The organism is Acidiphilium sp. AL (assembly GCF_025499445.1).
Taxonomy (GTDB): Bacteria; Pseudomonadota; Alphaproteobacteria; order Acetobacterales; family Acetobacteraceae; genus Acidiphilium; species Acidiphilium iwatense.
The window spans coordinates 23243-36407 of the sequence record NZ_JAIMBZ010000016.1; the positions used below are offsets into that span (position 1 = coordinate 23243).

At 66.5% G+C, this 13165-nt stretch carries 12 protein-coding genes; 11 read left to right on the forward strand and 1 reads right to left on the reverse strand.

Annotated features, from left to right (window positions below; genetic code table 11):
* Positions 1-10 precede the first annotated feature (10 nt).
* From AiwAL_RS10935 to AiwAL_RS10985, 11 genes are read left to right on the forward strand one after another with little or no spacing between them, the layout of a single operon-like run.
* Positions 11-940 (forward strand): carbohydrate ABC transporter permease, encoded by a 930-nt coding sequence (locus AiwAL_RS10935; RefSeq protein WP_262312683.1) that lies wholly within the window; start codon positions 11-13, stop codon positions 938-940.
* Position 941: 1 nt separating this feature from the next.
* Complete coding sequence (locus AiwAL_RS10940; protein ID WP_262312699.1) at positions 942-1784, forward strand: carbohydrate ABC transporter permease; 843 nt, start codon at positions 942-944, stop codon at positions 1782-1784.
* A complete protein-coding gene (locus tag AiwAL_RS10945; protein ID WP_235704359.1) occupies positions 1781-2872 on the forward strand; it encodes an ABC transporter ATP-binding protein in 1092 nt (363 codons plus the stop codon). Before AiwAL_RS10940 ends, AiwAL_RS10945 begins: the two co-directional genes overlap by 4 nt.
* Complete coding sequence (locus AiwAL_RS10950; protein ID WP_262312684.1) at positions 2869-3966, forward strand: ABC transporter ATP-binding protein; 1098 nt, start codon at positions 2869-2871, stop codon at positions 3964-3966. Before AiwAL_RS10945 ends, AiwAL_RS10950 begins: the two co-directional genes overlap by 4 nt.
* The gene (locus tag AiwAL_RS10955) at positions 3963-5528 is read left to right on the forward strand and encodes an FGGY-family carbohydrate kinase (RefSeq protein WP_262312685.1); all 1566 of its coding nucleotides are present in this window, start codon (positions 3963-3965) and stop codon (positions 5526-5528) included. Before AiwAL_RS10950 ends, AiwAL_RS10955 begins: the two co-directional genes overlap by 4 nt.
* A complete protein-coding gene (locus AiwAL_RS10960; RefSeq protein ID WP_262312686.1) occupies positions 5518-6567 on the forward strand; it encodes a 2-hydroxyacid dehydrogenase in 1050 nt (349 codons plus the stop codon). Before AiwAL_RS10955 ends, AiwAL_RS10960 begins: the two co-directional genes overlap by 11 nt.
* A gap of 25 nt (positions 6568-6592) precedes the next feature.
* Positions 6593-7258, forward strand: a complete 666-nt coding sequence (locus AiwAL_RS10965; RefSeq protein ID WP_235704363.1) for a class II aldolase/adducin family protein — start codon at positions 6593-6595, stop codon at positions 7256-7258.
* Positions 7255-8745 (forward strand): glycerol-3-phosphate dehydrogenase, encoded by a 1491-nt coding sequence (locus AiwAL_RS10970; protein WP_235704364.1) that lies wholly within the window; start codon positions 7255-7257, stop codon positions 8743-8745. The genes AiwAL_RS10965 and AiwAL_RS10970 overlap by 4 nt, the downstream gene beginning before the upstream one ends.
* On the forward strand, positions 8727-9704 hold the full coding sequence (locus AiwAL_RS10975; RefSeq protein WP_235704365.1) for a class II aldolase/adducin family protein: 978 nt from the start codon (positions 8727-8729) through the stop codon (positions 9702-9704). The genes AiwAL_RS10970 and AiwAL_RS10975 overlap by 19 nt, the downstream gene beginning before the upstream one ends.
* Entirely contained in the window at positions 9701-10957 is a 1257-nt protein-coding gene (locus tag AiwAL_RS10980; protein WP_235704366.1) for an FGGY-family carbohydrate kinase, read from the forward strand. Before AiwAL_RS10975 ends, AiwAL_RS10980 begins: the two co-directional genes overlap by 4 nt.
* Positions 10948-11784, forward strand: coding sequence for a TIGR01459 family HAD-type hydrolase (locus AiwAL_RS10985; protein ID WP_235704367.1), 837 nt, complete (start codon positions 10948-10950; stop codon positions 11782-11784). The genes AiwAL_RS10980 and AiwAL_RS10985 overlap by 10 nt, the downstream gene beginning before the upstream one ends.
* Positions 11785-11911: 127 nt before the next feature.
* Here the strand turns inward: AiwAL_RS10985 and rnd are convergent, their stop codons facing one another.
* Entirely contained in the window at positions 11912-13093 is a 1182-nt protein-coding gene (gene rnd, locus AiwAL_RS10990) for a ribonuclease D (protein WP_235704368.1), read from the reverse strand.
* Between the last annotated feature and the right edge of the window lie 72 nt (positions 13094-13165).

The following is a 13165-nucleotide window of genomic DNA, read 5'->3' on the forward strand; positions in this document are numbered from 1 at the left end:
AAAGCAGCCGATGAACGATATCGCGACGCATCCCGAGTTGATTACCGCCAAGCCAGCGCGGCGGCGGGCGAATCCGCTGCCCTATCTGCTCAGCCTGCCAGCGCTGATCGTGTGCATCGGCATTCTGATTCCGTTTTTCACCGCGGTCTGGTACAGTCTCGAATCCTATAACATGGCGTTTCCGACCGGCCGGCATTTCGTCGGAATCGGCAACTATATCGATCTGTTTTCCAGCGGCACGTTCTGGCACACCATCGTGGTCTCGATGGTTTACATGGGTGCCAGCGTGATTTTCGAATTGCTGCTCGGCCTTGGCATAGCCCTTCTGCTACGCGAGCGCAGCAAGCTGAACAATATCATCTCGGTCGCGCTGCTGATGCCGCTGATGGTCGCACCGGTGATCGCCTCGCTGATTTGGAAGCTGATGACCAACCCGAATTTCGGAGTCTATGCCTGGATCGTCAACGGATTGGGGTTCACCAATTTTCGCTGGGCGTCGAGCCCGGATACCGCGATGTTCACCGTCATTCTGATCGACATGTGGGTGAATACGCCGTTCATCATGATCCTGCTGCTGGCCGGGCTGCGCAGCCTGCCGACCCAGCCCTTCGAGGCGGCGAAACTCGACGGCGTGCCGGCGCGGTTCGTGTTCTTTCGGATCACGCTGCCGATGCTGATGCCTTACATCATCACCGCGACGCTGTTTCGTCTGCTGTCCGCGATTCAGGAGTTCAGCATCGTGTATGGAATGACCCAGGGTGGGCCGGGGGATTCGCTGATGGTGTTTCAGATCCGATCCTATATCGATTTCTACCAGAACACCAATGTCGGCCGGTCCTCCGCGATCCTGATGGTACTGTGGGCGATTACCTTCGGGTTGTCGAAGCTATTCGTCAATCAATGGCACGCGATGCGCGAACGGAGCAAGGCCGGTGCGTGACATGATCCTGAAATCCCTGCGGGGTGTGGCACTGTTGCTGGTCGTGCTGTTCTTCATGTTCCCGATCTTCTGGATCGTGGTGATGTCGTTGCAGACCAATGCGGAAATATTGTCGCTGCCGCCGAAGCTGATTTTTCCGCCGACGCTGATGAATTACACGGCGTTGATCACCGGGCATCTGAAAACCTCGGTGGGCACGCTGAACATCGCGTTCATGCATAATCTGTGGAACTCGTTCCTGCTGTCGGCATTGTCGGTGATCGTTGCCTTGGTGCTTGGCGTGCCGGCGGCCTATGCGTTCGCGCGCTACAAGTTCCGACTCGGCGAGGATATGGCGTTTACCCTGCTATCCCTGAAATTCGCGCCACCCCTGCTGGTGCTGCTGCCGCTGTCGCTCGAATTCCAGCGGGTCGGGCTCGACAATACCTATATCGGACTGATCTGGATTTATCAGCTCATCACCCTGCCACTGATTCTGTGGATCGTGCGCGGCTATTTCGAGGATGCGAGCCCGGACATCGAATATGCCTATCGCGTCGATGGCCATTCCTGGCTCAAGGGATTTCTGAAAATCGCGATTCCGCTGGCGCGGCCGGGCATCGCGGCGGCGGGGCTGCTCGCGTTCATTTTCGCGTGGAACAATTTCATTTTTGCGCTGGTGCTTGCCTCGGGTTCGAAGCAGCCGGTGACATTGGGCGCGCTGGCCTTCGTCACCGCCTCGGGCATTCAGTATGGTCAGATCGCGGCGGCGGTGGTTTTGTCGATCATTCCGACCCTGGCGATCGCGCTCTACGCGCAGCGCTGGCTGGTCGAAGGGTTGAGCCTGGGAGCGGTAAAAGGATGAGCGCGCTCATTGTTACGTCACTGTCGGTTCGTTACGGCACCCACCACGTGCTGCGCGATGTCGATCTCGACGTGCGGCAGAATGAGCGGGTGGTTCTGTTCGGACCGTCCGGCGTGGGCAAGACGGTGATGCTGCGCGCGATCGCCGGGCTGGAGCCGGGGGCGGTCGGGCAGGTGGTTCTGGCGGGGCGGGATGTGTCGCGCGATCCGCCGGAGGCGCGGCATCTCGGCATGGCGTTCCAGAATTTCGCGCTGTATCCGCACATGCCGGCGCGAGAGAATATCGCGAGTCCGCTGCGCGCGCGGAAGCTCGACACCGCGCCGATCGCGGCGAAGGTGAAATCGGTCGCCGAATTGCTGCGGATCGATCACGTACTCGATCATTTTCCGCGCCAGCTTTCGAACGGACAGAAGCAGCGCACCGCGCTGGCGCGCGCTCTGGTGGGCGAGCCGAAGCTGATTCTGTTCGACGATCCGCTGCGCAACGTGGATGCGAAACTGCGCTACGAGATGCGCATCGAACTGCCGCGTTTGCTGGCTAAGCGCGAGACGGCGGCGATTTATGTGACGCAGGATTTTCGTGAGGCGATGGCGATCGGCGACCGGGTCGCGGTGCTGATCGATGGCGAGATCGCGCAGTTCGCCCTGGCCGACGAGGTGTATGACCGGCCGGCAACCATCGCGATCGCGCGGCTGTTCGGCGATCCGCCGATGAACCTGATCGCGGCGCATGGCCAGGCGCGTGGTTCGGGTACGCTCGTACGCGCGGCGGGGCTGGTGTTCGGCTTCGATGCGGCACCGCCGCGCGAGCCGGTGTTCGGGATTCGTCCTGAAGCGGTCATGCTGTTTTCCGAGCCGGAGACGGGGCGGGTCGCGGCGCAGATCGTCGCGGTGACGCCGATGAACGAGCGGTATCTGGTGCTGCTGCGCACCGAGGACGGCACCGAACTGGTGGCGAGTCACGACACGCCGCCGCCGCACGGCTCGCATATCTGGATCGGTGCGGAGCCTGGGTTGGGCGCGCTGTTCGACGCCGCGACCGGGCTGTGCGTGGCGGCGGCGCCGTCTTCCGAGGAGATCGCGGCATGAGCCTGAACCTCGAATCAGTCAGCAAGATTTATGGCGAGGGATCGCGCCATCCGGTTCATGCGGTGCGCACCATGGACCTTGAGGTCAAGGACGGCGAGATCATCGCGCTGCTCGGGTCGTCGGGCTGCGGCAAGACCTCGACCCTGCGGATGATTGCCGGATTCGAGACGGTGAGCAGCGGCACGATCAATCTCGCCGGGCGGCGGATCGACCATCTGGCGCCGGCGCAGCGCCGGGTGGCGATGGCGTTCGAGGGTTACGCGCTGTATCCGCCGCTCACCATTGCCGAGAATATCGGGTTTGCATTGCGCGGCGACAGAACGCAGGCGGCGACGGCATCCGCGCAGGTGAAGGAAGTGGCGGAGCTTCTGGAAATCGGCCCGATTCTGAACCGGCGACCTAACGGATTGTCAGGCGGGCAGCAGCAGCGCGCCTCGCTCGCGCGGGCGCTGATCCGCAACGCCGAGCTGCATCTGCTCGACGAGCCGATGGGGCAGCTCGAACCGCAATTGCGCGCGGTGCTGCGCGGGCGGGTGAAGGCGCGGATCCAGGAGCGCGGCTATACCGCGGTTCTGGTGACCCACGACCAGGGCGAGGCGAACGCGATGGCGGACCGGATCGCGGTGATGGAGGCGGGGGTGTTGCAGCAATACGGCACGCCGGCCGAGTTGCGCGACCGGCCGGCGAATTTGTTCGTCGCGACGTTTTTCGGCGAGCCGCCGATGAACACGCTGCCCGGCATCGTCACCGAAGCGGGCTATGACGCGCTCGATGCGGCGGGGGCTGTCGCGCTGCGGATTCCGGTGGCGGCGCCGCGCGGGCTCGCCCATGGACGCCGGGTGGTGCTGGGATTACGGCCGCACCGGCTGCATCTCGGGCGTGACGACTATCGCGGCGTCATGGTCTCCAACCAGTGGCTCGGCGATCAGGCGCATGTCGCGATCGAGGCGACGGGGCGGATGCTGATCGCGATTCACCCGACACGCATTGCGGCGCGGCTCGGCGAGACGATCGGGTTCGGTTTCGACCCCGACGATCTGCACGTGTTCGATGCCGAGAGCGGGGCGGCGCTGGCGCATGGGGCGGCTTCGTGAGCGCGCGGCAGCTCATCATCGCGCTGGATGCCGGAACCTCGATGATGAAGGCGGTGGCGCTCGATATCGCGGGCGATCCGGTAGCGATCGAGAGCCGGCGCAACCAGTATCGCGAGGCGCCGGGCGGTGTCGCCGAGCAGGACATGGCGCGGACCTGGGACGAAGCCGCCGCGACTATCGCCGCCGTGGTGGAAAAACTCGATGACGCGGAGGTTGTCGGGCTCGCGGTGACCGGCCAGGGCGACGGCACCTGGCTGATCGATGAAGCTGGCGAACCGGTGGGACCGGCTTTGCTGTGGCTGGACGGCAGGGCGGGGCCGATCATCGAGCGGATCAGGGAAAGTGACGCGGGACGGGTGATTTTCCGCGAATCGGGAACCGGGCCCGCCGCCTGCCAGCAATCCGGCCAGTTGCTCTGGCTCGCGGAAAACCGGCCCGAGCAGATCGCCCGCGCCGCGACCGCGATGCATTGCAAGGACTGGCTTTATTTCAACCTGACCGGCGAGCGCGCGACCGATCCGTCGGAGGGAAGTTTCACTTTCGGCTCCTGGCGCAAGCGCGGTTATTCGGATGTCACGATCGATGCGCTGGGGCTGGCGAAATACCGGCATATGCTGCCGCCGGTAACCGACGGCACGCGCGTGCATCATGCGTTGAGCAGGGCGGCGGCGCGGCGGCTTGGACTAACGCCGGGGTTGCCGGTGGTGCTCGGCTATGTCGATGTGGTGTGCAGCGCGCTGGGGGCCGGGATTTACGGCACCGGGGAGGATTGCGGCACCTCGATCATCGGCAGCACCGGGATGAATATCCGGCTCGCCGATGACGATTTCGACCGCCCGCAGGACGCGCCGCTGAGCGGCTACCGGATGGTGTTTCCGGTGCCGGGCAAGACCGCCTTGTTGCAATCGTCCCTGGCGGCGACACTGAACATCGACTGGCTGGTGGGTATTGCCGACCAGGCGGTGCGGATGGCGGGGCACTCCTCGGATCATGCTTCGATGCTGCGGGTACTGGACGCGGCGGTGCTTGCGGCGACGCCGGCACAGGCGATGTATCATCCCTATATTTTGGCGGCGGGCGAGCGCGGGCCGTTCACCGATGCGCGGGCGCGCGCGAGCCTTGCCGGGTTCGACCGCAGCCTCGATCTGCCGGGGATGATGCGGGCGATTTACGAAGGCCTCGCGCTAGGCGCGGCGGATTGTTATGCGGCGATGGGCGGCGCGCCTTCGGTGATCAGCATCACCGGCGGGGCGTCGCGCTCGGACACGATGCGGCGGATTTTCGCGGCGGTGGTGAACCGGAAGGTGCGGATCATCAAGGAACATGGCAGCGGCGCGCTGGGGGCGGCGATGATCGCCGCGGTGTCGCTCGGGATCATGCGGGACATGGCGCATTGCGCGAAAAGCTGGGTAGTGCCGCTGCTCGGCGAGACGGAGACGCCCGATCCGGTGCTCGCCGCGACGTACGCGCCGTTAGTGCCGGTGTATCAGCACGCGCGCGCGGCTATGCCCGGATTTTGGCACGAATTCGGACGATTCCAGGAGGCGCGGCATGGACACTGAAACGCGCGATTGCGCGGTGATCGGCGATAATTTCATGCGCCCAGAGAAATTCGAGACCGCGATCCGCGCGCGCTGCGGCGATGCGGTGTCGCTGCGCAGCATGACGCTGCCCTGGCCTGACGAGCCGATGGAGCACGGCTATGCGAAAGCCGGGATGGACGGGCTGAAGGAATATCAGGGCGATCCCGACATGATCGCGGCGTTCGTCGGCACTGCCGAGATCCTGGTGACGCATCTGGCTCCGGTTTCGGCGCGGATGCTGGAGCGGATGACCCGGCTGCGGCTGATCGCGGTGTCGCGCGGCGGACCGGTGAATATCGACATGCGGGCGGCGAAATCGCGCCAGATTCGCGTGGTCAATACGCCGGGGCGCAACGCGAGCGCGGTCGCCGAATTCACCATCGGCGCGATTCTGGCGCAGACGCGGCTGATCGGCATCGGGCATGACTCGCTGCGTGCGCATGACTGGCGGGGCGATCTGTATCGCGCCGATCTGACCGGGCGGGAATTGTCGGAACTGACCGTCGGCGTGATCGGCTACGGCCATATCGGCGCGCGGGTAGTGCGGTTGTTGAAACCGTTCGGTTGCCGGATTCTGGTGTATGACCCTTATGTTGGTCTTTCGGATGCGGATCGCGCGGATGGGGTGGAAGCGGCAGCACTTGACGCTCTGTTAGCGGAGGCGGATGTGGTGACGCTGCATCCGCGCGTGACCGAAGAGACTAGGGGGATGATGAGCGCCGCGCGGCTCGGCGCGATGAAGCGCGGCGCCTATCTGATCAATACCGCGCGCGGCCCGCTGGTGGATTACGATGCGTTGACCGCGGCACTGCGATCCGGCCAACTGGGCGGTGCGGCGCTGGATACGTTCGGGATCGAGCCGGTGCCGGCGGACTGGACGCTGCTCGATCTGCCGAACGTGACGCTGACGCCGCATATCGCCGGCGCCTCGGTGAAGACCGTGACCGTCGCGGCCGAAGCGGCGGCCGAGGAGCTGCGCCGGTTCATCGCCGGCGAACCCGCGCTCAACCCGTGCTGATCCGTCTAACAGGAGCCGTTCCACCATGACCGAACTTTCGATCCGCAAAGCCCTGATCCACGCCTGCCAGCAGATGAACGCGCTCGGCATCAACCAGGGCACGTCCGGCAATATCAGCGTGCGCCATGACGGCATGATGCTGATTTCGCCTTCGGCCACGCCCTATCACCTGATCGAGCCGGAGATGGTCGCGGCGATGCCGATCGAGGGCGAATACGGCACCTGGACCGGGCCGAAAAAACCCTCGACCGAATGGCGGTTTCATCTCGACATCATGCGGGCAAGGCCCGAGGTGAATGCGATCGTGCATTCGCACCCGACCTTCGCGACGGTGCTGGCGATCGCGCGCAAGAATATCGAAGCGTGCCACTACATGATCGCGGCGTTCGGGGGCACCGATATCCGCTGCGCGCCCTATGCGACGTTCGGCACCAAGGCATTGTCGGTTCATGCGGTGGAAGCGCTGCGCGATCGGATGGGCTGTTTGCTCGCCAATCACGGCATGATCGCGCTGGGTGAAAATCTGGACAAGGCGATGTGGCGCGCGGTCGAGCTGGAGACGATCGCTCGGCAATACTACCACGTGCTGGTTCTGGGCAATCCGCATATCCTGACCAGGGCGGATATCGACGCGACCCTGGCGCAGTTTTCCGGCTACGGCATTCAGGACGAGACGGCGAGCGCCGCATGAATTCTGACTACGATCTCGTCGTCATCGGCGGCGGCATCAACGGGGCGGGGATCGCGCGCGACGCGGCGGGACGGGGGTTGAAAACCCTGCTGTGCGAGAAAGGCGATTTCGCCGAAGGCACCTCGTCGCGCTCGGGCAAGTTGGTGCATGGCGGGCTGCGTTATCTGGAGTATTACGAGTTCCGCCTGGTGCGCGAGGCGCTGATCGAGCGCGAGGTGCTGCTGCGCGCCGCACCCCATATCGTCTGGCCGATGCGCTTCGTGCTGCCGCACAGCCCGGAGCAGCGGCCGGCCTGGATGGTGCGGATCGGGCTGTTTCTCTACGATCATCTCGGCGGGCGCGAGAGGCTTCCCGCCAGCCGGGCGCTCGATCTGCGGCGCGCGCCCGAAGGCGATGCGGTGAAGGACGGATTCCCGCGCGGCTTCGAGTATTCCGATTGCTGGGTCGATGACGCGCGGCTGGTGGTGCTGAACGTGCTGGACGCGGCGCGGCGCGGTGCCGAGGTTCGTCCGCGCACGGCGGCGGCTTCGGCACGGCGCGCGGATGGGGTCTGGCAGGTGACGCTGGACGATCATAACGGCGCGACAGAAACCGTGACGTCACGCATCCTGGTCAATGCCGCCGGGCCGTGGGTCGCCGAGGTGATGCGGGGCGTGGCCGGACTGAATACGCCGGCGAAGGTGCGGCTGGTCAAGGGCAGCCATATCGTCGTGAAAAAATTCTGGAAGGGGCCGCAGGCCTACCTGTTGCAGAACGACGACAAGCGGGTGATTTTCGTCAACCCTTACGAGGACGATCTCTGCCTGATCGGCACCACCGACATTCCCTATGAGGGCGCGGCCGAGGATGTCGCGGTCGAGGACGCGGAGCGCCGGTATCTCTTGCGTGTCGTCAATCGCTACATGAAGGTGCACTTGACCGAGGCCGATATCGTCAGCGAATTTTCCGGCGTGCGGCCGCTCTATGACGACCTTGCGGCGAACCCCTCGGCGGTGACGCGGGATTATGTGTTCGATATCGACCACCTTCCCGGCGAGGCGCCGCTGCTGTCGGTGTTCGGCGGCAAGATCACCACCTATCGCAAGCTCGCCGAGCACGCGCTGGACAAGCTCAGGCCGTTCCTGAACGGCGCGTCCGGCGCGTGGACCGCGACGGCTTCGCTGCCCGGCGGCGAGATGCAGAACGCCGATTTCGATGAATTTCTCGCGGCGCTGTCCCGCGAATATCCGTTTCTGCCGATGACTTTGGCGCATCACTACGCGCGGCTTTACGGCACGCGGGCGCGCGAGATGCTGGGAGATGCGCGCGGCATGGGCTCGCTTGGCCGGCATTTCGGCGGGCTGCTCCATGAAATCGAGGCGGAGTTTCTGCGCCGCACCGAGTGGGCGCTGACCGCCGAGGATATTCTGCTCCGGCGCACCAAGCACGGGCTGCATCTGACGCAAGCGGAGCAGGTGGAGTTCACCAAGTGGATGGCGGCATCGTGACGGCGCTTGCCGAGCTGGCGGCGGCGTCGGCGCGGCTCGGGGCGGACCGGCTGCGCGTGCAGGCGGCGGGCGGCAATACTTCGGTCAAGCTCGACGATACGCTTTGGATCAAGGCGTCCGGCCAGTGGCTGGCGGATGCAGAGGCGCGCGACATCATGGTGCCGGTAGCGCTCAGCGCGCTGTGCCACGCGTTCGCGTGCGGCGAGGATGTCGAGAGTGTCCAGCGATTCGTGCGCGACGACACCGCGCTGCGCCCCTCGATCGAGACCGCGATGCACGCGCTGCTGCCGGGGCGCGTGGTGCTGCATGTGCATTGCGTCGCGACCATCGCCGTCGCGGTGCGCGAAGATGCGCCGGAAATTCTGGCGCGCGCGCTTGATGGCCTGCTCTGGACGTTCGTTCCCTATGTGCGGCCCGGCCAGCCATTGGCCGAGGCGGTGGCGGCGCAGCCGGGCTTCGACATTTACGTGCTCGGCAATCACGGCCTGACCGTGTGCGCCGAAACGGTCGCGGCGGCGATGGCGCTGCTCGATACCGTGGCGGAACGGCTCGCGGTGGCGCCGCGCCCGGCGCCGGAAGCCGATATCGGGCGTCTGGCCGCCCTGGCGGACGGCACCGATTATGTGCCCGCGACCGACGCTGCGCTGCACGCGCTGGCGACCGATCCGGTGTGTCTTGCGGTCGCGCGGGCGGGGTCGCTCTATCCCGATCATGTGATTTTTCTTGGCCCCGGCGCGGCGGAATGGCCGAAAGCGACCGCGCCATTGGCTTTGGTGCCAGGCGCGGGGGCGCTGCTGCGGCGCGACGCTTCGACCTCCGCGCTGGCGATGGCGCGCTGTCTCGCCGATGTCGCGGCACGGATTCCGCCCGGAGCGCCGCTTGTGGCGCTGAGCCAGGCGGACGAGGCGGCGCTGCTCGGCTGGGAGGCGGAGACCTATCGGCAGGGGCTGAGGCGGTGAGGGTCGGGCTCGGGATCGATCTCGGCACCTCCGGGGTTCGGGCGGTCGCGATCGATGCGGGCGGGGCGGTGCTCGGCCAGGGGTCCGCACGGATCGCGGCGGAGAACCGGCGCGATCCCGGATCGATCTGGCGGGCGGTCGGGGCGGCGCTGGAGGTGCTGTGCGCTTCGACCGATCCGGGCGCGGTGGATGCCATCGCGGTCGATGGCACGTCGGGCACGATCCTCGCGACGGATGCGAAGGGTGCGCCGCTCGGCCCGGCCTCGCTCTATAATGACCGGGCGGCGCCGGATGCGGTCGCGCGCATCGCCGGGGTTGCCCCGCGGGACAGTGCCGCGCATGGCGAGACCTCGCCGCTTGGGCGGATGGTTTCGCTCCTTGATCGGCCTGGGCTTGCCCATGTTTTGCATGAGGCGGATTGGGTGGCGCATCGTCTGGGCGCGCCGCTCGGCGTGTCGGATGCCAATAACACGCTGAAATCGGGCTATGATCCGGTCGCGGGCGGGTGGCCGGGCTGGATCGGGCGGCTCGGGCTCGATGTTTCGCTGCTGCCGCGCGTGGTCGAGCCGGGGGTGGTGATCGGCGCGGTCGGGCGGGACGCCGCGGCGCGCTTCGGGTTCCGCGCGGATGCGCGGATCGTCGCCGGGACCACCGATGGCTGTGCCTCGTTCCTCGCGACCGGCGCCGCGCGGGCGGGCGACGGGGTGACGGCGCTGGGCTCGACCCTGACACTGAAGCTGCTGTCGGACCGGCCGGTGTTCGCGCCCAATCATGGTATCTACAGCCATCGGCTGCTCGGGCAGTTCCTGCCCGGTGGTGCCGCGAATGCCGGAGCGGCGGTGCTCGCGCAGTTTTTCGCGCCCGAGCGGATCGCGGAACTTTCGGCGCGGATCGATCCGGCGCGGGATTCCGGGCTCGATTACTATCCGCTGCCCGCGCCGGGCGAGCGGTTTCCGGTCAACGATCCCGGCTTGCGGCCAAGGTTGGAGCCGCGCCCGGATGACGATGCGCGGTTTCTGCACGGGCTGCTGGAGGGGTTGGCGCGGATCGAGGCGCTGGGCTACCGGCGGCTCGCCGAGCTGGGCGCGCCGCCGGTGCGCCGGGTGCTGACGGTGGGCGGCGGCGCGGTGAACCCGGTATGGACTGCTTTGCGCGCGCGGATTCTGGGGGTCGAGGTGGTGGCGGCACGGCAGACCGAGGCGGCCTATGGCACGGCACGGCTCGCGCTGCTGGGGCTCGCGTCATGCGGATGATTCCGGGTCTGTCGGCGCTGATGGACGAGGCGGATGCGTTCCTGATCGACCAGTTCGGCACGATCCATGACGGAGCAAAACCCTATCCGGGGGCGGCGGAGACGCTGAGGCGGCTGCGCGCTGCCGGGAAGGTGGTCATTCTGCTGTCGAACTCGGGACGGCGCGCGGCGAACAATGATCGCCGGCTCGCCGCCATGGGGATCGGGCCGGAATGCTACGATGCCTCGCTGTGTTCCGGCGAGGTGGGCTGGGCCGCGCTGCGCGCGGACCCGCCGGAGGTGCTGCACCGGCGCTGCCGGGTTCTGCTGTTCGCGCGCGACCCCGCGCTCGATATTCTGGAAGGCTTCGATATCGAGCTGGTGGCGGATGCCGATCGGGCCGATCTGGTGATGATCGCCGGTTCCGAGACCGACCGCTACGGCTACGACGCGCTGTGGGCGCGGATGGCGGCGGCGGCGGCGCGCGGAGTTCCCGCGATCTGCACCAACCCGGATCGGCTGATGCTGGCCGATGGAGCGCTGCATCCGGGCGCCGGGGCGCTGGCCGAGGCGTATCGCGTGGCGGGGGGCACTGTGCGCTGGTTCGGCAAGCCGCATCCGAAGCTGTATCAGGCGGCGTTTTTACTCCTGCCGGGAATGCCGCACGCGCGGATTTTCGGTGTGGGCGACAGTATCGAGCACGATATCGCCGGGGCGGCGGCGCAGGGCTGCCGCACGCTTCTGGTGCGCACCGGCATTCTGGCCGGTGCCGGCGAGGCTGGGCTCAGCGCGGAGGCGGAGCGGTTCGGCGTCCGGCCGGGCGCGGTTACGCCCCGGTTTGCCTGGTAGTTCATGATTCTGAGAGCGCGATGACTTTCGGTCGATCACGCTTGTCTTATGACGGTGTTGGTTCATCCGATCCAAGATGAGCCGTCGCCGGCGAGTTGCGATCTCGCGATGCTCGGAGGGTTCGGGGTCAGGCGGGCAGGTCGATGGTTTCGATCCGTTTGCCGCGGGCGGCGAGGGCGATTTTGCCCGCCTTGAGGCGGAGCGCGTCGGTGCCGAAAATCTCGGCGCGCCAGCCGTGCAGGCAGGGCAGGTCGGGCGCATCCTCGCCGGCGAGACGGTCGATATCCTCCGACGAGGCGATCAGCCGCGCGGCGACGTGATGGGCGCTGGCGCACTCGGCGAGGAGGACTTTCAATAATGCGACCATGGCCGGGGATGGCTTGAGGAATTCGTTGGCGCGGGGGAGTAGGGGCAGGGCGCTGTCCGGCAGGGATTTGGCCTCGCGAATGGCGGCGAGGAGCGAAGTGCCTGATTTTCCTTCCGCGAACCCCTTGGACAGGCCGCGTACGCGGGTGAGATCGTCGGGGTTGGACGGGGCGATCGCGGCAAGTTCGGGGATCTGCTCGTCCTTGACCACGCGCTGGCGAGGAATGTCGATGCGCATCGCCTCGCGCTCGCGCCAGGCGGCGATCGCCTGGATCAGGGCGAGCTGGCGGCGGTTGGCGCCGCGCAGTTTAAGGCGCTTCCAGGCTTCCTCGGGTTCGGTGCGGTAGGTGCCGGGTTCGGCGAGGACGGCCATTTCCTCGGCGACCCAATCGAACCGGGAATCGCGCTCCAGCCGGTCGCGCAGCGCTTCATAGACGCGGCGCAGCCAGGTCACGTCGGCGGCGGCATACTCGATCTGCGCCGCCGAGAGCGGGCGTGCCTGCCAGTCGGAAAAGCGATGGGCCTTGTCGATGCCGCCGCCGGCGAGGGATGAGACCAGCGTGTCGTAACCGACCTGATCGCCGAAGCCGGCGACCATGGCGGCGATCTGGGTGTCGAAAATCGGGGTGGGAACCGCGCCGAATTTCAGGAGAAAGATTTCGACATCCTGGCGGCAGGCGTGGAACACCTTGGTGACGGACGGATTGGCGAGCAGGGCGCCGAGCGGGGCGAGATCGAGGCCCGGCGCCTGAGCGTCGATCACCGCGACATCCGTGGCACCGCCGAGCTGGACCACGCAGAGCTGGGGGAAATAGGTCCGCTCGCGCATGAATTCGGTATCGACCGTGACATAGGGTTCCGCCGCAAGACGCTCGCAGAGTGCCGCGAGGTCGGCGGTGGCGGCGATCAGGACGGGTGCTGGGAAGGTCGCTTGCGGCTTCATGTCCGGTCAGTGGCACGGGGCGGGTTGACAGAAAAGAGGCCGGCCGGTCATTTGCCCCGGATTTCATTCAGG

Excerpts from the sequence above, each read along its gene's own strand:
- AiwAL_RS10935 (WP_262312683.1), top strand. The coding sequence starts at position 11 with ATGAACGATATCGCGACGCATCCCGAGTTGATTACCGCCAAGCCAGCG.
- AiwAL_RS10940 (WP_262312699.1), top strand. The coding sequence starts at position 942 with ATGATCCTGAAATCCCTGCGGGGTGTGGCACTGTTGCTGGTCGTGCTG.
- AiwAL_RS10945 (WP_235704359.1), top strand. The coding sequence starts at position 1,781 with ATGAGCGCGCTCATTGTTACGTCACTGTCGGTTCGTTACGGCACCCAC.
- AiwAL_RS10950 (WP_262312684.1), top strand. The coding sequence starts at position 2,869 with ATGAGCCTGAACCTCGAATCAGTCAGCAAGATTTATGGCGAGGGATCG.
- AiwAL_RS10960 (WP_262312686.1), top strand. The coding sequence starts at position 5,518 with ATGGACACTGAAACGCGCGATTGCGCGGTGATCGGCGATAATTTCATG.
- AiwAL_RS10965 (WP_235704363.1), top strand. The coding sequence starts at position 6,593 with ATGACCGAACTTTCGATCCGCAAAGCCCTGATCCACGCCTGCCAGCAG.
- AiwAL_RS10970 (WP_235704364.1), top strand. The coding sequence starts at position 7,255 with ATGAATTCTGACTACGATCTCGTCGTCATCGGCGGCGGCATCAACGGG.
- AiwAL_RS10985 (WP_235704367.1), top strand. The coding sequence starts at position 10,948 with ATGCGGATGATTCCGGGTCTGTCGGCGCTGATGGACGAGGCGGATGCG.
- rnd (WP_235704368.1), bottom strand. The coding sequence starts at position 13,093 with ATGAAGCCGCAAGCGACCTTCCCAGCACCCGTCCTGATCGCCGCCACC.